This is a genomic window from Marinobacter sp. es.042 (genome assembly GCF_900188315.1).
Lineage (GTDB): Bacteria > Pseudomonadota > Gammaproteobacteria > Pseudomonadales > Oleiphilaceae > Marinobacter.
This window is the reverse complement of the sequence record NZ_LT897781.1, coordinates 1,396,430-1,414,262: the sequence shown is the minus strand read 5'-3', so window position 1 is coordinate 1,414,262 and position 17,833 is coordinate 1,396,430. Positions and strand designations below refer to the sequence as shown.

The 17,833-nt window shown below is 57.0% G+C and carries 18 protein-coding genes and 1 tRNA gene; 10 read left to right on the top strand and 9 right to left on the bottom strand.

Going from position 1 to position 17,833, the window contains the following annotated elements:
- The first annotated feature begins 24 nt into the window (after nt 1-24).
- On the top strand, nt 25-2,775 hold the full coding sequence (locus CFB02_RS06700; RefSeq protein ID WP_088557404.1) for a hypothetical protein: 2,751 nt from the start codon (nt 25-27) through the stop codon (nt 2,773-2,775).
- A gap of 12 nt (nt 2,776-2,787) precedes the next feature.
- Here CFB02_RS06700 and CFB02_RS06695 read toward each other — a convergent pair whose 3' ends face one another.
- The 3 genes from CFB02_RS06695 to CFB02_RS06685 form a co-directional block, all read right to left on the bottom strand.
- A complete protein-coding gene (locus CFB02_RS06695) occupies nt 2,788-3,420 on the bottom strand; it encodes a CBS domain-containing protein (protein ID WP_088557403.1) in 633 nt (210 codons plus the stop codon).
- 73 nt (nt 3,421-3,493) lie between these two features.
- Nucleotides 3,494-5,392 (bottom strand): bifunctional tRNA (5-methylaminomethyl-2-thiouridine)(34)-methyltransferase MnmD/FAD-dependent 5-carboxymethylaminomethyl-2-thiouridine(34) oxidoreductase MnmC, encoded by a 1,899-nt coding sequence (gene mnmC / locus CFB02_RS06690; RefSeq protein ID WP_088557402.1) that lies wholly within the window; start codon nt 5,390-5,392, stop codon nt 3,494-3,496.
- Nucleotides 5,393-5,396: 4 nt separating this feature from the next.
- Nucleotides 5,397-6,008, bottom strand: a complete 612-nt coding sequence (locus CFB02_RS06685; RefSeq protein ID WP_413772092.1) for a peptidylprolyl isomerase — start codon at nt 6,006-6,008, stop codon at nt 5,397-5,399.
- Nucleotides 6,009-6,235: 227 nt separating this feature from the next.
- Between CFB02_RS06685 and CFB02_RS06680 the strand changes: the two genes are divergently transcribed.
- Nucleotides 6,236-6,985, top strand: a complete 750-nt coding sequence (locus CFB02_RS06680; RefSeq protein WP_088557400.1) for a pilus assembly protein PilB — start codon at nt 6,236-6,238, stop codon at nt 6,983-6,985.
- A gap of 38 nt (nt 6,986-7,023) precedes the next feature.
- On the opposite strand, the gene CFB02_RS06675 is transcribed toward CFB02_RS06680, so the two are convergent.
- The 3 genes from CFB02_RS06675 to flgA form a co-directional block, all read right to left on the bottom strand.
- Entirely contained in the window at nt 7,024-7,494 is a 471-nt protein-coding gene (locus tag CFB02_RS06675; RefSeq protein WP_088557399.1) for a flagella synthesis protein FlgN, read from the bottom strand.
- Nucleotides 7,495-7,501: 7 nt separating this feature from the next.
- Nucleotides 7,502-7,828 carry a flagellar biosynthesis anti-sigma factor FlgM gene (gene flgM / locus CFB02_RS06670; RefSeq protein WP_008174429.1) on the bottom strand — a complete coding sequence of 109 codons (327 nt, stop codon included), beginning with the start codon at nt 7,826-7,828 and terminating at the stop codon, nt 7,502-7,504.
- 173 nt (nt 7,829-8,001) lie between these two features.
- Nucleotides 8,002-8,703 (bottom strand): flagellar basal body P-ring formation chaperone FlgA, encoded by a 702-nt coding sequence (gene flgA / locus CFB02_RS06665; protein ID WP_088557398.1) that lies wholly within the window; start codon nt 8,701-8,703, stop codon nt 8,002-8,004.
- Between the two features lie 188 nt (nt 8,704-8,891).
- Here flgA and CFB02_RS06660 point away from each other — a divergent pair, with 188 nt between their 5' ends.
- The 6 genes from CFB02_RS06660 (at nt 8,892) to CFB02_RS06635 (ending at nt 13,899) form a co-directional block, all read left to right on the top strand.
- Entirely contained in the window at nt 8,892-9,821 is a 930-nt protein-coding gene (locus CFB02_RS06660; protein ID WP_088557397.1) for a chemotaxis protein CheV, read from the top strand.
- Between the two features lie 37 nt (nt 9,822-9,858).
- Nucleotides 9,859-10,686: a CheR family methyltransferase gene (locus CFB02_RS06655; RefSeq protein WP_088557396.1), complete on the top strand. Its 828-nt coding sequence runs from the start codon at nt 9,859-9,861 to the stop codon at nt 10,684-10,686.
- Nucleotides 10,687-10,689: 3 nt separating this feature from the next.
- The gene (locus CFB02_RS06650; protein ID WP_088557395.1) at nt 10,690-11,886 is read left to right on the top strand and encodes an MFS transporter; all 1,197 of its coding nucleotides are present in this window, start codon (nt 10,690-10,692) and stop codon (nt 11,884-11,886) included.
- A complete protein-coding gene (locus CFB02_RS06645; protein WP_088557394.1) occupies nt 11,886-12,503 on the top strand; it encodes a flavin reductase family protein in 618 nt (205 codons plus the stop codon). Before CFB02_RS06650 ends, CFB02_RS06645 begins: the two co-directional genes overlap by 1 nt.
- 20 nt (nt 12,504-12,523) lie before the next feature.
- On the top strand, nt 12,524-13,423 hold the full coding sequence (locus tag CFB02_RS06640; protein WP_088557393.1) for a LysR family transcriptional regulator: 900 nt from the start codon (nt 12,524-12,526) through the stop codon (nt 13,421-13,423).
- A 110-nt stretch (nt 13,424-13,533) separates the two neighbouring features.
- A complete protein-coding gene (locus CFB02_RS06635) occupies nt 13,534-13,899 on the top strand; it encodes a hypothetical protein (protein ID WP_014576948.1) in 366 nt (121 codons plus the stop codon).
- A gap of 28 nt (nt 13,900-13,927) precedes the next feature.
- Here the strand turns inward: CFB02_RS06635 and CFB02_RS06630 are convergent, their stop codons facing one another.
- Together CFB02_RS06630 and CFB02_RS06625 are read right to left on the bottom strand one after the other, a co-directional pair.
- Complete coding sequence (locus CFB02_RS06630) at nt 13,928-14,587, bottom strand: cupin domain-containing protein (RefSeq protein WP_088557392.1); 660 nt, start codon at nt 14,585-14,587, stop codon at nt 13,928-13,930.
- Nucleotides 14,588-14,653: 66 nt separating this feature from the next.
- Nucleotides 14,654-15,184: an isochorismatase family protein gene (locus tag CFB02_RS06625; protein ID WP_088557391.1), complete on the bottom strand. Its 531-nt coding sequence runs from the start codon at nt 15,182-15,184 to the stop codon at nt 14,654-14,656.
- Between the two features lie 205 nt (nt 15,185-15,389).
- Between CFB02_RS06625 and CFB02_RS06620 the strand changes: the two genes are divergently transcribed.
- Nucleotides 15,390-15,480 (top strand) — tRNA-Ser (locus CFB02_RS06620).
- 222 nt (nt 15,481-15,702) lie between these two features.
- Nucleotides 15,703-17,133 carry a peroxidase family protein gene (locus tag CFB02_RS06615; protein ID WP_197694036.1) on the top strand — a complete coding sequence of 477 codons (1,431 nt, stop codon included), beginning with the start codon at nt 15,703-15,705 and terminating at the stop codon, nt 17,131-17,133.
- An 89-nt stretch (nt 17,134-17,222) separates the two neighbouring features.
- On the opposite strand, the gene CFB02_RS06610 is transcribed toward CFB02_RS06615, so the two are convergent.
- Nucleotides 17,223-17,825 (bottom strand): DUF938 domain-containing protein, encoded by a 603-nt coding sequence (locus tag CFB02_RS06610; protein ID WP_088559187.1) that lies wholly within the window; start codon nt 17,823-17,825, stop codon nt 17,223-17,225.
- Between the last annotated feature and the right edge of the window lie 8 nt (nt 17,826-17,833).

Sequence of the window (17,833 nt, the reverse complement as noted above, 5' to 3'; positions counted from 1 at the left end):
ACAACGATTGAAACGGATTTTTTCATGGGCGCCGATTTTCACTCCCGCATTCATCCTGTTCGCCAACTTGCCGTTCTGGCCCTGCTTTCACTGGGGCTTGCTGCGTGCAAGACGGAAAAGGATCCCGACCAGCCCACAATCCTTGGCGTACCCCCGGTGTTCGCCTATCTCGGTGTTGAATACTTCTACAACTTCGGGGCCTACGGTGGCGAAGATATCCTTGACTATTCCCTGACCAATGCGCCGTCCTGGCTGGCGCTCGAGGACACCAGTAACAAGGCCCGTCAGGGCATCATTATGCGCGGTGTCCCCGGTCTCACCGGCGGTAGTCGAGGAGAAGCGGATTTGGGCAAGACCGAAGGCATCAATCTGGTAACAACCGACGGCCGCATGGCCGGCGCCCAGCCGTTCGATATTGATGTGAAATACAATGTCATGTCTCTGGATGCAGAGCCGTTTACGGAAGGTGAAAGCCCGGAAATCCCTGCCAGTAACCGTGAACAATGTACCTTGCCCAATCTTGAAACCGAGGGTGAGCACAGCGTTACCATCAATCTCTACAGCGATGACGGCTCCGTATCCGGTACCAGGGAGCTGACACTTCCGACGCGCCGCGTCTTCGTCAAGGTTACCCTGGATCAACCGTCGGTAACCCGGGTAGCGGTAGCCTTTGAGCTTTTGTCTGACTATGACGCATCCAGCTGCGACGTCGGATTCTCGCCTCCACACCAGAACTGCGATCACAGTGCCTCCAATGCGGGGGATGCCATCCTCGGCACGGACATTGTCGGGTTGGGCAGCAACAGTTCATTGCCTCGCGATGAGACGGGGGAAAGCGAGCTGGACTATATCGACTATGAGCTTGATGAACAGGGCTTCTATACGCGCGGCGTGATCACACTTGAGCCGGGTATTACCGAGTGCTATCTGCCATTGGAGGTGGTCGAGGACAGTTTTGCCGAGCCCGTCGAATCCCTTCGCCTGGCCCTGACAGAGGTGCGATCCGGTCTGGCCGGTCTTGGCAGCGGTAACGGTGGTGTCGTTACCAATTTGTCCATTCAGGACAACGAGCCGGTTCTGTCGCTGGAAACTGTAAACGGTGGCGGCAGGGATACGCTGAACGTGGGTGCTGTGCGCGAATACGTCGCGAGACTCTCAGGAGACAGAGACCGGGATATTTTTGCGAAGCTCAGCCACACCGAAGACTCCACCGCACGTCTTGACTCCGAGTTCGTTATCGAGCGACTGGAAGACGGAAACTGGGTTGAGAATGACGAACTGATTTTTTCTGAAGGGACCGATGAAGTGCCTTTCCGGATTCGGGTACCGGAGGCCGGCTATACCAACCCGGCCTTCAGCGACCGGTTTATCCTGCTGGGCCTCAACGAGAACTTCCAGACCGGTCGCGAGGATTATGCCAGGGCGGAGGCTGAAAACCTGATCCGGGTCAGCCTCAACGAGCTGACGTCTCCGCTCGCTCTGAACCCTGGCGACGGCTTTATGGCCACAGACATCTCGATGGGCCATGACGGCAGGCTGTTCGTTGCCGGCTACGACACCCAGGATAACGACAGGGTGCTGGTGCGGATTTTTGACCAACGAGGCAACCAGTTGCAGCAGGTTGACATATCCTCTGCGAGTGACAGCCTGATCGCACCGGATCCGGTCATTAACGTGGTGCAGCGGAAGGTGACCCAGGGTGGGACCAAGGTGGACCGGTTCGAATTTGTCGTTGCCTACAGCACTGATCAGTCGGTGGCGGGAACGTCCGGTCTGGGCGGTCTGGATTCAGTGACATCGCTTTACTGGTTTGATTCCGCCACCAACGGTGGCGAATACGTTCCCACCTGGACCATCCGGACCGGAACGGGTGCTGATGATCAGGTCCGCTGGGCCGGAATCAACCGGGACACCGGCTATGTCATCCTGGCCGGGGAAACGGAAGGTGTGTTTGATCAGCAGCAGGGATCTGGCGGCAGGGACAGCTTCCTGCAGCGAATCGATACCGAACTGGACGGCAATACACAGCAGCCTGCGGTTGCCTGGACCCGTCAGGCCGGCTCAGCAGCCGATGACCGCGTTGCCGGCGGCAGCACAGAATCTGTGAACCCCGGGTTGTTCGGTTCGGCCGCGGGATCTGTGGAAGGCGCTTCAGTCATCGGCGGCATTGATGCCTTCTTCTTTAACGCCTCCAGTGCCACCAGCGAACTTGATGTCAAACAGGTTGGCACCACTGGCGATGAACCGGTTTCCAACGGACTGTATACCGGCAGCACGCTCTGGCTGATTGGTGCCAGCGATGGATCCTATTCTGTACTGGAGCAGGACGAGGACGAGCCCGTTCTGGAAAGGGAGGCACTTTCCAGTGCCGCCGGGTTCCTGCTGGGATATTCAGCCGCTGGGAGTATCAGTCGGGCCTTCACTCTGAATGACGGAGACGACCAGTCCAGTGAGGCATTTCATGGGTTGGCTGCTTTCGATGACGACATAGTTGTGGCTGGTACCACCAACGGCGACTTCGCCAGCGGCGGTGTGGTGTCCGGAATGGAGCAGGGCATCGCTGCCCGGGTATCGCTGGTTCCAGAACCGGAGACGGAAGATGAAGAATCGGAATTCAGAAACAACTGGCGCTACCAGCTTGCGTCCGATGACTCTGCAATACTGGACCTCGAAAACTACCGGGATGACGAAGTACCGGCATTAACCCGAGTCGGCAACAACTGGTATGTGCTTCTCTTCAGTCCAGAGGGAGAACTGTTGACGCCTCTGAATTAGATGCCGTTGGGACTACACCGTTCCCTGATGGCGGCCGGCGCTGGCGTAAAGTCGCAGGTAGTCCGTGCTGGTAACAATTGCGGAGGCGGCGCCTTTTGCATCTACCACCAGGGCTGCGTTGAGCTGGTGGGCCAGCATGAGCCTGGCGAGCTGGTGGGCATCGGTTTCGGGTGAGGCTGTCAGGAACGCGGGCAACTCGATGTGAACCAGGCTCTGGCTCATGGCATCGGCTTCATTCTCGTGAAGCCAGCCCAGGAGCCAACGCAAATCGACAAGGCCGGCAACGTTGTTTTCCGACATGATCACAAGGTGATGCACCTGGTGCTCGTCCATGACGGTTAAAGCCTCAGAAATGGTTGCAGACGCCGGAACGGAATACAGGGTTTGCGACGAGATGCTGGATACCGGCAGATACGGGCGGTCTTCCCGGCGCTCGCCAGCGGCCGCCGCGCCGTATTCCTCCAGTGCTTTGTAGCGACCGGCATTGGCTGCCTGCTGGAACTCGGCGTCCGTTGCCTCACTTCGGCCAGGATTGATCTTCTGGGTTTCTGCCAGCTCTGTAACATCACCCACGGGCCTTGCCCGGAATGTTTCCGGTAGCCGCGTTCCGACCGGGCGGCCGGGTTCGCTGACGTAAATGGACATGGGTTCTCTCCCTGACTATGTCACCCTTTCAGTCGTTATCGGCAGTCTGACCGGAAACTTCAGCTGGAGTTTATTACGAAACCATCATATCTGCCTGGAATAGGCGTCTGGTTTCAACGCGTGTGGCCAGGTTCGCGGGAAGGCAAAGAGGTTGTCCGGTAAGCAAGTCGGCCAGATATTCGGCCAGGAGCGGTGCGTAGGTCAGTCCTTTGCTGCCAAGGCCAGTAAGCAGGTAAAGGCTATCGAGATAGCCGCTCTCGCCGTCGAAAACGGCTCCGGCCACCGGCTGGTAGTCATGGGTGGTGCATCGGAAGGCAACCCTGCCATTCAGTTCCTCGCCGCGAAGCGCATCGCGTTCATTGGAAAACACCGCAGGCAGCATCGAGCCGAGTTCGTCGACGTTCTCGTTATGACTTTCCACGGTGGGCGATGGGTTGTTGTCGCGTAGATCGAAGGTTGCGCCGGTTACGGCAAACTCGCCCAGCGCAGGGTTGAGATACCGTTTCCCACAGATAACGGCCGTTGGGCCTCTGAGAGCTGCGGTTGGCAGGTGGCTAACCTGGCCACGAATGGCTTTCAGCCGGAAACGACCCTTTGTCGGGATAAGCTCCGGGCTGAGGTGGCCCGAGCAGATGACTACCCGGTCGGCGGTGATCGATCTCCTGTCGCCCGTCGAAATGTTCCATGTTCCGTCCGAAACCCGAAGATTGTGTACCTCGCTATGGAACAGCGTGGATATCAAAGGGTGGTTCGCCAATTCCTTGCAAAGGTTAGCGGGTTCGAGCCAGCCACTGCCGGGGAACCAGAGCCCGCCGGATTCCGTGGGTACGCCTGTCAGGGCGCTGGCCTGTTCCCGGGTCACCGGGTAAAAGACACTCCGGGGATAGTCGTTCCTTTGGAGAAACCTCCGCTGCCGGTCCGCTTCCTGGGGGTTGTGGGCCAGCTGTAGCAGGCCGGTCGGATGCCAGTGCTGGTCGCGCCAGTTGTGGTAGAAACGCTGCGCGAACGTGAGGGATGTGAGCGCCAGCTCGGTCTGGTCGTTGAACTCTACGCCCAGCTTTACATAGAGGGCGCCCTGGGCGTTGCCGGAGGCTGCTGCACCCGGGCCATGGGCGTCGATCAGTGTTACCGGGTAGCCCCGGTCTGCCAGGTTTCTTGCCAGTGCGCAGCCGGCAATGCCTGCGCCGATGATTGCGATCGATTCCTGTTGTTCGGTGGGAGCCGTTTTGATGGGTACCGGGTTCTCCGAGACAAGAACGCCTTTCAGCATATCCCGTTTGCGACCGTATCCGGCGGTTTTTTCCATCCGGAATCCGGCCTCCATCAAAGCCCGACGAATCCGGCCAACGGAAGTAAAGGTCGCCAGAGTTGTGCCCGGCCTGCTGTGTGCACGGATCTTGTTGATGATGTTTTCCAGCCACATATCGGGGTTGCGGGACGGAGCGAACCCGTCCAGAAACCAGGCGTCGGCCTGAAAATCCAGGGATTGCCAGGCGTCGGTAATGTCGCCGAAAAACAGCGTCAGTCGAACCTGCCCCCCGGCCAGAACCAGCCTGTGTACCCCGCGCACCAGAGGCGGGTAATGCAGAAGCAGTTCGTCGGCCAGCGCAGTCAGTTCGGGCCACTGCGCCAGGGCCCGGGCCAGGTCCTTCTGGGTCAGGGGGAAACGTTCGACGGAAACGAAGTGCAGTGTCGCCGAATGGGCCGGAGCGCGGCGCTGCCAGGCTTGCCAGGCAGCGAGAAAGTTCAGGCCGGTTCCAAAGCCGTTTTCGGCAATAACGAAATCGCCGCCCTCGGGAATCTGTGCGAAACGGTCGGGCAACTGGTTGTGTTGCAGGAAAACGTAGCGTGTTTCCTCGAGACCATTGTCACGGCTGAAGTAGACATCGCCGAACCGGATGGACTCCGGGACACCGTCGTGCCAAGCCAGTTCAGCGGGCTCTATTCCGGGCGGCAGGGGAGCACGGTCCACGGTGTCAGCCTTCGGGGTCGACCACGGTGACGGTTTCGATGATCACAGGTTCAACCGGCACGTCGGCCATCCCCTGTTTGCGGGTGGTCTGTTTGCGGGCAATGGCATCGACAACGCCCATCCCCTCGGTCACCTTGCCAAAAACCGCGTAGCCCGGGCCGCGAACTCCGGCGTTCAGGAACCCGTTGTCGGAAAGGTTGATAAAGAACTGGGACGTGGCGGAATCAGGCGCACTGGTGCGAGCCATCGCAATGGTTCCACGAAGGTTGGGCAGTGTCTCTTTCGCTTCGTTGCGGATAGGGGCGCGAGTCGACTTGCGGGAGAGATCCCGGGTGAAACCGCCGCCCTGGATCATGAACCCGGGTATGACACGGTGGAAGATGGTGCCGTCGAAAAAACCGTCTTCGGCGTACTGCAGGAAATTGTCGACCGTTTCGGGCGCAACATCCGGGCGAAGCTGAAGCTCGATAGCGCCTTCACTGGTCACCATGCGGACCTTTGGAAGTGGATCACTGGCCGGCTGCTCATTGGTTTGCGCCTGCACCGCGGCAGTCGGCATGAGCAGGGTGAGTGCCATAAGCAATACGGGTGTCACAGTTTTCAGGGGTTTTACCATGTTTGTCATTTGCAGCCGTTCTCCGTGTTATTAGCCGGTGTGTTTCCTGCGACAATTCGGCGAATTCTGTTATCAGGTGCCAGATCTTACCAGATGGAGATGGTAAAACGGGTACTGCATCCACACACATAGTTGTGTGATCGGCTAACCTTCCCGATATCGGAAGTCATGGATCACACTGGCCGGGCCGGGTTGTACGGTTTTCACTGTTTAAAAGGAGACACTGGGTGAGAATCCGTCAGGGATTTGAAGAGAAATCACGCCTCGGGCGATTGCTTATCAATCGTGGGTATCTGTCAGAGGGGCAGGTTAACGAAGGCCTCAGACTTCAGCGTGAAACCGGACAGCGCCTGGGTGAGGTATTCATCCAGGCGGGCTGGATCAGCGACAAGGAGCTCCACCGTGTCCTCAAGCACCAGTCCCGCTATCGCAACGCTGCCGCCCTGGTAACAGCGGTTACTCTGCCGTTCCAGCCCCTGGTAACCTTTGCGGCCAGCAACTCGGCCGAGGCGTCCCAGGCAACGCTGGAAGCCGGAGAACTTTATGAGAAAAGCAATTTTGCCCCCATGAGCGAAGCCGAGCTGGCGGCCATTTCCGGTCAGGGCGATCCGACCCTGCTGCAGCGCATCGGTATTGTCAGCAATATGGCGGAGAACCCTGCAGGAAATGGGGAGCAAGGCACCGAGGCATCCGCAGATGTTATTGAAGGTCTCAAGCTTTCCGCCAATATCTTCGTGCCGGTTCTGAACTTCCTGGATTCAGATCTCAGCATTTCCGGTGTGCACTATCGTGAAGGGGAGCCACGTTATCGGGTAAGAGAAGATGGCGCCCTGATGCTGGCGTTCCCTGAGCGCATCGAGGAAATCCGGATGGACAATATAAGGGTTACGGGAGGCCAGGGAGCTTCAATGGGCAACGTGAGCATTCACGACATCCGGTTTCATCCCGACTCCCGGATGACCATCTACACTCGATGACGTGGAAAGCATGGCTCTACAGAGCCATGCGTCCGGGCTCAGGCGCTGGCGAGCACCGTGCTGCTTGAAACCGAAGTCTGCTGACCCTGTGCACCGTACAGCTTTTGCTGGCCGGTGGCGCCGCGGAAAATATCGGTGAGCCTCGACAAACGCTTTTGCAAGTGGCTGATTACGCGACCATTGGTCTGGTTCAGCGTCTGACAGGTTCGCAATTTCTGGTCCGCTTCCTGCCAGAGTTCGAAGAGATCCGAAAAGCCGGCGCTGCGGATAAAGCGGGAAGGCTCGCCACTTTCGGGGCGATATCCCATCTGTACCAGCGTTCGGATTTTCTGTTTGGCGCGTTCGCGGACTGCTCCGAGGAGATCGTTCTTCTCCCTGGTCAGGGCGTCCAGCTGGCGGAGGTCAGAATTTGCAAGGCAGGTCTTTTCCTTGCCGAGAACGTCAGCCAGTGTTTCAAGCTGGCTGATATCCTGGGAAAGAAGGGTCTTCAAATCATCAATTGCGGCCATGGTCTACTCACCCGAAAATGCTTTCATCCATCTCAAGCATTTTCTGGGCCAGCTTCTCGGCGTCAATCTTGTACGTGCCATTTTCAAGGGCGGAACGGATCTGCTCGATGCGGTCGTCATCCATTTCCGGATAATCGCCCAGCTTTTGTTCGAGCTGCTTCAGGTTCTTGGCCTGATTGCTCAGGCTGACGTTCTCACCACGGGCCCCCTGGGCCTGTGTCTTTGCCTGTTCGTTGGATGCCGGCTGGGTATTCTGTGCGCCGGAGCTTTTGTCGGCCGTGGTTCTCTGGGTGTTGACCTGGCCGGGGCCAATTCCATTTAAGTCAACTGACATATCTGTACCTGCTTGCCTGTCGCGCCACGAATGCAGCGCTTACTCGAGTTTATGTCTTCTTAACGGCGGCGCCGCGAAAACCTTTAGTACTTTTAGCACTTTTTTTCATCTGCTTTTACGACCGGTTTTGCGGCATTCACTTGCCGCTCCGGCAAGCCTCTGCCGCACACGGCTCACATCGGAATCTCCACGTGGCCCGGCGCGACAACGCTGGCTCTTATCGTGCGCGATGAGCGCAGGTTCTCAACCAGAACCTGTTCGCCAACGCTGGCGCTTGCCAGGGCTTTGCCCCGGGAACGTACTGAAAATCCGCCGGTTTTGGCGGTGATGATAACATGATCGCCCCGTTCGACCGCATTCGGGGCCGAAAGCATGTCTGGTGTAACGAGCGATCCCGCATTCACTGCGCGCCGCACTTCCATGCCAATCGCCTGTTTCGAGTCCGTAATTACCCCACGTCTGGACGAATTGATTTCAACAGACTGCTTTGCAAGCAGCCCTTCGGTTATTCGCTCTCCACGCGTGAGTGGCCTCGCTGCCACCAGGGCTGGCCCATGGATAGAGACTGAAGCGGTAACAAACATTCGCCATGGACGGGTTCCTTCGCAGGCTACCTGCAACGACGGGCTGGTGCTTTTCCATGGATCACCGCTGAACTCTACATTCAAAGGCTTTTCGCACTCGGCGAGAGCAAGGCGGCTGTCGATGGAACCGGGTTCGAAGGAAACGGTGTAGCCATGTTCGGCCTGTTCAGACGCAAAGCTGTCCAGAAACGCCAGGGTTGCTTTCTGAATCTGTTCGGCCGTCGTTCCCGCCAGGAGCGGTGTGGTCAGTCCAGACATTAGCAGTAGTAGGGCGAAATTCGTGATGCGCATACGTATCAGTTTGTCCTATGCTGTCAACAACAGGGCAGAAAAGCCCGAATCAGGCTAAGGATTCGGCAAAAGTGGCCGTTAAATGAGTTGGCCCACCCCTGATATGACGGGTTTCCGTCGATCAGGCTATTATTCACTGAACAGCAAGATATATGCCGTTGTAATTCCGGCAAGCCAGGAGAATCGAAATGGCAGGGGTTTTGGACAGTGTTAACCAGCGCACTCAGATGGTCGGAAAGAACCGCCTCGAGCTGCTTCTTTTCCGTCTCAGGGGGCGTCAGATCTACGGGATCAACGTGTTCAAGGTGAAAGAGGTTCTGCAGTGTCCGAAGCTGTTCTCCCTGCCCAACAGCCGTCCGGTCGTTCGAGGCGTAGCCCATAGCCGGGGAGAGACTATTCCCATTATCGATCTGAGCATGGCGATTGGCCTGCCCGGTATACCCCAGGAAGCGCTTTCCACCAGCTTCGTCATTATCACTGAATACAATCGCAAAACGCAGGGTTTCCTGGTGAGCGGCGTCGAGCGAATCATGAACATGAATTGGGAAGAAATCCTGCCTCCACCCAAAGGGGCCGGCAAGGATGTCTATCTTACCGCTGTCACGAAAATTGATGATAAGCTTATTGAAATCATTGACGTAGAGAAGATTCTCTCAGAAGTTTCTCCGCTTGGGGAGGACGTAACTGAAGCCGTTCTGAGCAAGAGCGCGGACCGGGTGCCGGGGCATCTGCCCGTGCTGGTGGTCGATGATTCGTCCGTGGCCCGGCGCCAGATACAGCGGTGTCTCACCGCAATTGGCATGGAAGTGGTGCTGAAAAACGACGGCAAGCAGGCTATTGAACATCTGAAGGAAATCACTGCGGACGGTTCCCGGGCCAAGGATCACTTCTCGCTGATCATCTCGGACGTGGAGATGCCCGAAATGGATGGGTACACGCTCGTCACCAAGGTGAAAGAGGACCCGGCGCTTTCGGATATATTTGTTATGCTTCACACCTCACTCAGCGGTGTGTTCAACCAGGCCATGGTAAAGAAGGTCGGGGCCGACGACTTTATGGCAAAGTTCAGTCCGGACGAGCTGGCAGAGCGGGTGATGGAAATCATCGACCAGGGTTGATGGAGCCGCTCAAAGATTCACTCAGAACAGAGACCCAATGAAAGCGGAAATCACGCCACAGGAATATGAAGCCTTCAAATCGTTCCTGCAGGACGCCTGTGGGATTTTACTGGGCGATAATAAACAGTATCTGGTCAAAAGCCGGTTGCGCAGGATTCTTGAAGAGAACAGCCTGAATACCCTGGGTGAACTGCTCGAGCGCCTTAAGCGTTCTGGGCGGGGCGGTCTGAAAGAGACTGTCATCGATGCGATGACAACCAATGAAACCTTGTGGTTCCGTGACAATCACCCTTTCCGGATTCTTCAGGAGAAACTGCTTCCCGAATTCGCAGAGCGCAACTCGATGCAGCCTCTGCGTATCTGGTCTGCGGCCTGCTCAACCGGCCAGGAGCCGTATTCGATTGCCATGATCGTCGAGGAGTTTCGCCGGGCTAGGCCCGGGAAGCTCCGGGATGTAAAGATCACCGCCACGGATATCTCCAAAAGCGTTCTTGATGTGGCTCGCAAGGGCGAGTATGAAATGCTTGCCATTGGGCGGGGGCTCTCGCCAGAGCGCCAGAAACAGTTTTTCACGCCGTCCCTGAACGGTGGCTGGCAGATCAAACCCCAGATCAAGAGCATGGTGGAGTTCAAGGAGTTGAACCTGCTTGAGCGTTATATGCTGGGCAAGTTCGACATTGTGATGTGCCGGAACGTTCTGATCTATTTTTCGGCGGACTTGAAAAAGGACATTCTCACCCGGATGCACGCCACCCTGAACCCGGGCGGCTACCTGGTTCTGGGTGCCTCGGAATCGCTCAACGGCTTGCCCCACCTCTACGAGATGGTGCAGTGCCACCCCGGAATCATCTACAGGAAAAAATAATCCATGCCCCTCAATGTCTGGGTCCTGGTTGCCGCTCAGGCGCTGGCCATGTGCACAGCGCCTTTTATTGTTTTTATAGGCAGCATTCAGGGCAGAATGCTTGCCCCGGCGCCCGAGTACGCAACACTTCCCGTCGGGCTAGTGGTCGTGGGCACCGTTCTGGCTATCAAACCGGCAACCTGGTTAATGGAGCGCATCGGGCGCAAGCGCGTGATGCTGCTGGGTGCCATTATGGGCATTGTGGCCGGTCTTATTGGAGGCCTGGCGTCCTGGACCGGTCTGTTTTCCCTTCTTTGTCTTGCGGCCGTGGTCGGTGGTACGGGGCTTGCGGTGGTTCACCAATATCGGTTTGCGGCCATGGAATCCGTTGCGCCGGGTATGGCGGGTTCTGCTGCAGCTCGCGTGTTGCTGGGTGGTCTGGTGGCAGCCTGGCTCGGGCCGGAAGTTGCGGGTCTGGGCAGCGGCGCGGCGGAGCAATACCCGTTTCTGGTCAGCTGGATTGCGCTGGCGGCCGTCCAGGGTGCGGCTTTGCTGATCCTTTCTATCGGTTACCGGGCAGGGGCTGAGCGCGTCCAGGAATCCCGGCCGGGAGGAGGCCGCCCCCTACGGGAGATTATGGCGAACCCTTTAATCTGGGCTGCCATGAGTGCCGCGGCCATTGGCTATGCGGTGATGAGTTTCATCATGACGGCGACGCCGCTGAGCATGACGGAAATGGCCGGCCATGACCTCGACGATGCCAAGCGGGTGATCCAGCTCCACATAATGGCCATGTATCTTCCGTCGCTGATCAGCGGTTGGCTGACACGCGTAGTAGGCATTCCCTTGATGATGGCAGCGGGCCTGCTGGCCTATCTGGGCTGTATTGTCCTTGCCGCGAGTGGTGTCAGCTTCCACCACTATCTGTCAGCGCTATTGTTGCTCGGCGTTGGCTGGAATTTCCTGTTCGTTGGTGGCACAACGCTGCTACCCCGGGGGTATCGGGATGCCGAACGCTTCCGCGTCCAGGGCCTGAACGACATAATGGTTTTTGGCTCCCAGGCGACCGCGGCGCTGTCTGCCGGCGCAATTCTGAGCTGGCTGGGCTGGGGCGGTCTGGTCATGGTTGCCGTACCTTTCCTGATACTTCATGGGTTATTGATGACTTTGTGGCTGTTGCGCGAACGAACGCCCGAAGCTGCAGTTAACGGGAGAGAGTGATGCTTATAGATTTCGAGGGTATGGATCCGAAAGATGCCTACCACATCCTCACTCAGACAGTGATTCCGAGGCCAGTTGCCTGGGTGCTGAGTGAAAATCCGGATGGGGACTACAATCTGGCGCCATTCTCGTTTTTTACGCCGATCACCAGCAATCCCCCGTTGCTGATGATTTCCGTTGGTAAAAAACCGGCGGAGGGCGTTTCGAAAGACACCCGGGTAAACATTGAAGCGAGAAAGAATTTTGTCGTTCATATCGCTCACCGGGATCTCGCCGCGGCGGTCACAGAATCCTCGCGAACCTTGCCCCATGGCGAATCCGAACTGAAAAATCTTGATCTGGAGCTGGTGGATTTCGAAGGCTCGAGTCTGCCTCGGCTCAAGGACTGCCACGTGGCTTTTGCCTGCGAGCTCTACGACATCAAGGAAATCGGTGCCGGGCCCCAGTCACTGGTATTCGGAAAAGTCACCCGGGTATGGGTATCTGATGATGCAGCCCGTTATGATGACAAGAATCGCCTGACCTTCAATGGCGCTGCGATTGATCCGATCGGCCGTCTCGGGGGAAGTGAATACGTCACCTTCGGTGAAATCCTCAAAATTCCGCGGCCATCCTGAATCGGGGGCAGGGCAAAGGAATGGAACAGCTTAACCTCCGCCATCTCTACTATTTCTGGGTGATCAGCCGGGAAGGTTCGATCGCCCGAGCCAGTGAAGTCCTGGAACTGGCGCCGCAGACCCTCAGTGGCCAGCTTGCCACGTTTGAAGCCTCAGTAGGTGGACGCCTGTTCTCCCGGGAGAGGCGCAAGCTGATCCTGACGGACTTCGGCCGGCTGATCCTCGGCTACGCCGACGACATATTCGCCCTGACCGGTGAGCTAGCCGAAACCCTGCGACTGGATCCTTCCGAGCGCCCGCTGACCCTTAGAGCCGGCGTCTCGGCGTCCATTCACAAACTGATTGCCTACTACCTGCTGCAGCCGGCGATGGCGGGCGAGCGGTCTATCCAGCTTGAATGCCAGACCGGGCGCACCGAAGATCTCGTGCTCAGCCTGAAACGCAAGGAGCTGGATCTGGTTCTGACCGACCGGGTGCCACGGTTGCAGGAGGACGGCAATCTCACGGTACACCCTCTGGCGGGATCCAGCATGAGCCTGTTCGCCGCACCAGAGTTGGCAAGAAAGCTCAAAAAGGGGTTTCCCGAATCCCTGAATGGCCAACCGTTGCTGGCCAACGCCACGGATGCACCCTATTTCGAGCGACTGATGAACTGGTTTTCCTTGAATGGGGTTCGAATGAAACTTGTCGCCCGGGTAGATGACAGCGCACTGATCAAGGTATTTGGCAGCCAGGGCTATGGCGTGTTCGCTGCGCCAACCTCAATCCGCGAGGAGGTCTGCCGCCAGTATGAGGTAGAGCAGATTGCCTCAATTGAAGACGTCATGGATGAATTGTTCGCCATTACCCGTGGCCGAAAAACCGCCCATGAGGGCGTCCGTGCCATTGTCGCTGCCCACACGGGTGATCGTGACGCCTGATTGCATCGAAAATATCGATCTTAAAAGCTTACAAAAGCTTATTTTGTCGAACTCTGTTCCTGTCCATTATAGAGTTGTGAAAGGCAGCAACCCGAAGAGGAGCAGTAGCTATGAAGACCATCCACAAATTCCGTCTGGAACCGGGCAAAGAGCCGACCACGCTCACGCTCAAAGAGGGTTACAGGGTGGTGCGCAGCGAATACATCGTGCCCCATAAGGCCGTCTACCTCTGGGTGGAGCAGCCCCTGAACGTAACCACACCAACCCTTGAGCGGCAGTTCCGAGTCGCTTATTCGGGCGAACCAGTGCCTGACAGCTTCGAATACCTCGATACCGCACTGGATCCATTTGGCCCTGAGGCGTACCACGTGTTTGCAATACCTGCCGGTGAAGAAGAGCTCTTCAATACGGCATCTGACGGTGCAAGCAACGACGCGTTCAGCAGGCAGAACTGGCAACACACAGCGATCTCTTGACCACTTCAGGGCCCTTCGGGGCCCTTTTTTATGGCGTCTCGATCGGCAGGTGGCCGGTTTTTACCCAGATGATTGTTTCCTTGTCCACGAACGGGTGATGCTGGCTCAAGTGGGGGCTCCGAATCCAGGTGCCCGCCGGGTAGCGACCATGTTCATCGCAAAACTCTCCGGACAGCACGAATATCTCCTCGCCGCCGAAGTGCCGATGGGGCTGGAAAACCTCGTTGGCCGGCCACTTCACCAGGGCCACATGCTCGTGCTCGAATTCGTGCAGCGGCATTACCTCAAGCCCGCCTATACCGGGCAGCCACGGCGCAGTGCGCGTATCGATGCGTACAGTTGATCCATCGCGTTCGTCGAACTGATGCAGCTTGACCAGCAGCGTGCAGCCTTCCTTGCTGAAAGGGGCGTGTCCAGTGCCTGGCGGGTTCCGTAGATAAGTGCCGGCCGGGTAGTCGCCGGTCTCGTCGGAAAACACCCCATCCAGAACGAGGATTTCTTCGCCCAGGGGGTGCTCATGCCGGTTGAAGGAGGCGCCAGGCTCGTACCGGACCACACTGGTCGCATGACCACGCTCCGCTTCCTCGCGGGCAAGAGGCTTTCTCAAAACACCACCGGCAGGGCTGGGCACCCAATCCTGCTCTTCGGTGCGGATGATGACTTTCTTGAAAAAGTCCATGTTGAGCATTGCGAACCTCAAAACCACCTGAAAATGAAGTGACTAATTACGTGGGCGCCAGCCTTCCGGATGCCTCTATTTGATCAGGGCCTGAATGTTCCGGAACTGCGGATGTTTGCAATGACGCATCCATTCAAACGCCACCATTTCAAGCGTTACAATCCTGGCGCCGCTCTCGTTCAGGCGGTCCAGAGCGACGTCCCGGTCAAACTCGTTGCGTGAGCCGGTAGCATCGGCCACCACCCATACCTTGTAACCGGCATCCAGCAGGCTAAGGGCGGTCTGCATCATACACACATGGGTCTCGCAGCCACCGATTACAATGTGCTGCCGGCCCTCCGGCAACTGGTCAACGAGCCCATCGGGGCAGGCATCAAAATGGTTCTTGGCCAGGGTCTGGTTGCAGAGCTCCCGGACCGCTTCAACATTGTGTCCCAGCTTGTCCGGCAACTGCTCGGTGCCCAGCACAGGAACCTCCATGAGCCCGGCAATGGTGGCCAGTACGATGCAGCGGTCCACCACCTCGTCGCCATGGCTAATGGCCGGCATCAGCTTTTCCTGGACATCGATGAGCAACAACGTCGATTGCTCGGCTTTCATCAGCATGGATAGTCTCTCCCCACAAACTGGATGATTATACTCGGCGTTGTACTAACGATAGTCCTGAATCTGCTCAACCGGTAAAGAGAAAACCCGTCTCGCCCGAATTTTTTTGACGATTTCCCCCGGGGGAGTTGCCAAGCGCCCGTAAAACCATTAAAGTTTGCGCCCTCAAATGAGCGACGACGTTGCTGATTTGAAACAGTTTATTGGAGAGGTGGCCGAGTGGCTGAAGGCGCACGCCTGGAAAGTGTGTAAACGTTAATAGCGTTTCGAGGGTTCGAATCCCTCTCTCTCCGCCAATACAAAACCCCAGCAGAAATGCTGGGGTTTTTTATTGCCCGATATACCTCCACGCTATTCCAGAAAACTCCCCCGTTTTAGTTCTTGATGCTAACCATTTTAAGAGCTACCGTTTCGTTGTCAGATACCTTGAATTACCGATTGGTCAATGTGCAAAGGACAGCAATTGGGGCTAGTAGGGTGTCTCCAGGCCTTATCTGATGATTATCGAGGGAGAGACAATGAGCCACTACCATGGTATGCAAGATCTTAGCGGGCTGCCCGAGCATTGCAGGGTAGATTACCAGCCTTCCAGGGAAGACCGTTTTGGATGGATGTTTCCTCATCTGGCGCATTCCTACGTTTCACCAACCGTTCTTCAGAACATTGGCAAGGCCGGTGGCCCGATGGACAATGGCGGAACCAGCGACCGGACGTCATCGGTGGCTGTCGGAATGGTGATTTTTGGGCAGTTTATTGATCACGATATAACGCTCGATACCAGTTCCAGCTTCGCTTCAGTGAATCACCCCAATGAAATTCCCAATGTGCGAACACCGACCCTGGATCTTGACTCGATCTACGGCAACGGTCCCGAAGCACAGCCATACCTATACAACCAAACGCCTCCGTTCAGAAACGCAAAATTGCTCACGGGTGCCGATGAAGCCGGCGCTGATGACCGGCGTAAAAACGACCTGTTAAGGGTTCCAACTGGAAGCGCCATTATTGGCGACCCCCGGAACGATGAGAACCGAATCATCAGCCAGATGCAGTTGGGCTTCATCAAGTTTCACAACGCCATCTGCGACAAGCTCCGTGCCGAGGCCGCTGCTGATGATCGTGACCTGAAGAACGATGAGCTTTTTGAAGAAGCCCATCGCGAGGTTATCTGGCACTATCAATGGGTGGTTGTGAATGATTTTCTCGTTTCCATGTGCGGTCAGGCGGTCGTGGATGATGTGTTGAGCCAGGGGCGCCGGTTCTATAAATGCAGCGTGCCGTTCATTCCAATCGAGTTTGCAGTTGCCGCCTATCGCTTTGGCCACTCTATGGTGCCCATGAAGATACAGGTACAGAAGGGGGATACGGCGTTCGAATTCTTTGGACAGATTCTCGGCCGCGGGTTTTCCCCGGTGGGCGACACCCGGGCTGTCGTTGATTGGCACGAGCTGTTTTTTACGGCTGAAAATCGCGTTGTTCAGAGAGCTGAAAAGCTCGACACGTTAATGGCAGGCGATCTTCTGGAGCTTCCTTTCGTGCCTGATGGCGGTGAAAAATCCCTGGCGACAAGGAATCTTCTCAGGGGTAACAGCTTCAGGCTTCCCGGGGGTGACACGATCGCTCGGGAAATGGGTCGGGCGGACGCTGAAATCAACGCCGTCATGGCCAGGATCAACGCCATATCGAACGGCGAAGTAACGTCTGGAGCACCCCTCTGGCTATACATATTGGCCGAGGCAGAGGTTGTTGGCAGGGAATCCTCACCCGGCAACTTCGAGCCGGGCGAAGGGCTCGGCCCAGTCGGCGCCAGGATCGTTGCTGAGGTCCTGATTGGACTCCTGGAGCTTGACCCGGAAAGCTACCTGGGCTCGAATCGTAACTGGATGCCCTCCAGTGCCTACGATACCGTTGGGAAGATACTGTCTTCTGTCAATTCTGACCTGCTGTAGCCGGCATCCGTAAGGAAAACTGGTCCGTCGCTGCGCCCTGGAAATGAATGGGACCGGTGGCGGACCAGTTATGCAATTGCGCTCTGGTATCAAGTTCGCCGCCAAACCAACAACCGATTATTAGCCGGCATCCCGAAATCATTTTCAAGCTTCAGACCAGTTGCTTCACCCAGAGCCTCGAGATCCTCCATATCCCGAATTCCCATATGCGGCGCCTGTGTTCTAAGCGACAGGTCGAACCGTACATTGTTTTCACTGGTGTGCCGACCGCCATAGCTGAAAGGCCCATAGAGGCAGAAGATTGCGCCCCTGGGTAGGGCCTCCGCGAGGCCGCGAAACATTGCCTGCACTTCTTCCCAGGCCATGATATGCGCCGTATTGGCGGAGAACGCGCCGTCGATGGCGGGCAGGCTGGACCAATCTCCGTTCAATACCTCCAGGGCAATGGGCGGGTTGATATTTGTAAGATGGGCATCGTCTATCCACGCCCGGGAAAGCTGGGCGTTCTGAGGGTGATCGGTGGGCTGCCAAACCACGTGGGGTAGGTGAGCGGCAAAGTGAACGGCGTGCTGGCCCGTGCCCGTGCCGATTTCCAGAATGGTGCCCGGCTGTTTGAAAAGCTCGACAATTTTTTCCAGAATCGGCGCTTTGTTATTCTCGCAGGCTTGAGAAAACGGCTTGTCTTTTTGCATGCTCCAAC

What these genes read in the sequence shown, in the direction of transcription:
- CFB02_RS06700 (WP_088557404.1), top strand. Translation starts at nt 25, where the DNA reads ATGGGCGCCGATTTTCACTCCCGCATTCATCCTGTTCGCCAACTTGCC.
- CFB02_RS06695 (WP_088557403.1), bottom strand. Translation starts at nt 3,420, where the DNA reads ATGTCCATTTACGTCAGCGAACCCGGCCGCCCGGTCGGAACGCGGCTA.
- CFB02_RS06685 (WP_413772092.1), bottom strand. Translation starts at nt 6,008, where the DNA reads ATGGTAAAACCCCTGAAAACTGTGACACCCGTATTGCTTATGGCACTC.
- CFB02_RS06675 (WP_088557399.1), bottom strand. Translation starts at nt 7,494, where the DNA reads ATGGCCGCAATTGATGATTTGAAGACCCTTCTTTCCCAGGATATCAGC.
- flgM (WP_008174429.1), bottom strand. Translation starts at nt 7,828, where the DNA reads ATGTCAGTTGACTTAAATGGAATTGGCCCCGGCCAGGTCAACACCCAG.
- flgA (WP_088557398.1), bottom strand. Translation starts at nt 8,703, where the DNA reads ATGCGCATCACGAATTTCGCCCTACTACTGCTAATGTCTGGACTGACC.
- CFB02_RS06660 (WP_088557397.1), top strand. Translation starts at nt 8,892, where the DNA reads ATGGCAGGGGTTTTGGACAGTGTTAACCAGCGCACTCAGATGGTCGGA.
- CFB02_RS06655 (WP_088557396.1), top strand. Translation starts at nt 9,859, where the DNA reads ATGAAAGCGGAAATCACGCCACAGGAATATGAAGCCTTCAAATCGTTC.
- CFB02_RS06650 (WP_088557395.1), top strand. Translation starts at nt 10,690, where the DNA reads ATGCCCCTCAATGTCTGGGTCCTGGTTGCCGCTCAGGCGCTGGCCATG.
- CFB02_RS06645 (WP_088557394.1), top strand. Translation starts at nt 11,886, where the DNA reads ATGCTTATAGATTTCGAGGGTATGGATCCGAAAGATGCCTACCACATC.
- CFB02_RS06640 (WP_088557393.1), top strand. Translation starts at nt 12,524, where the DNA reads ATGGAACAGCTTAACCTCCGCCATCTCTACTATTTCTGGGTGATCAGC.
- CFB02_RS06635 (WP_014576948.1), top strand. Translation starts at nt 13,534, where the DNA reads ATGAAGACCATCCACAAATTCCGTCTGGAACCGGGCAAAGAGCCGACC.
- CFB02_RS06630 (WP_088557392.1), bottom strand. Translation starts at nt 14,587, where the DNA reads ATGCTCAACATGGACTTTTTCAAGAAAGTCATCATCCGCACCGAAGAG.
- CFB02_RS06625 (WP_088557391.1), bottom strand. Translation starts at nt 15,184, where the DNA reads ATGCTGATGAAAGCCGAGCAATCGACGTTGTTGCTCATCGATGTCCAG.
- CFB02_RS06615 (WP_197694036.1), top strand. Translation starts at nt 15,703, where the DNA reads ATGAGCCACTACCATGGTATGCAAGATCTTAGCGGGCTGCCCGAGCAT.
- CFB02_RS06610 (WP_088559187.1), bottom strand. Translation starts at nt 17,825, where the DNA reads ATGCAAAAAGACAAGCCGTTTTCTCAAGCCTGCGAGAATAACAAAGCG.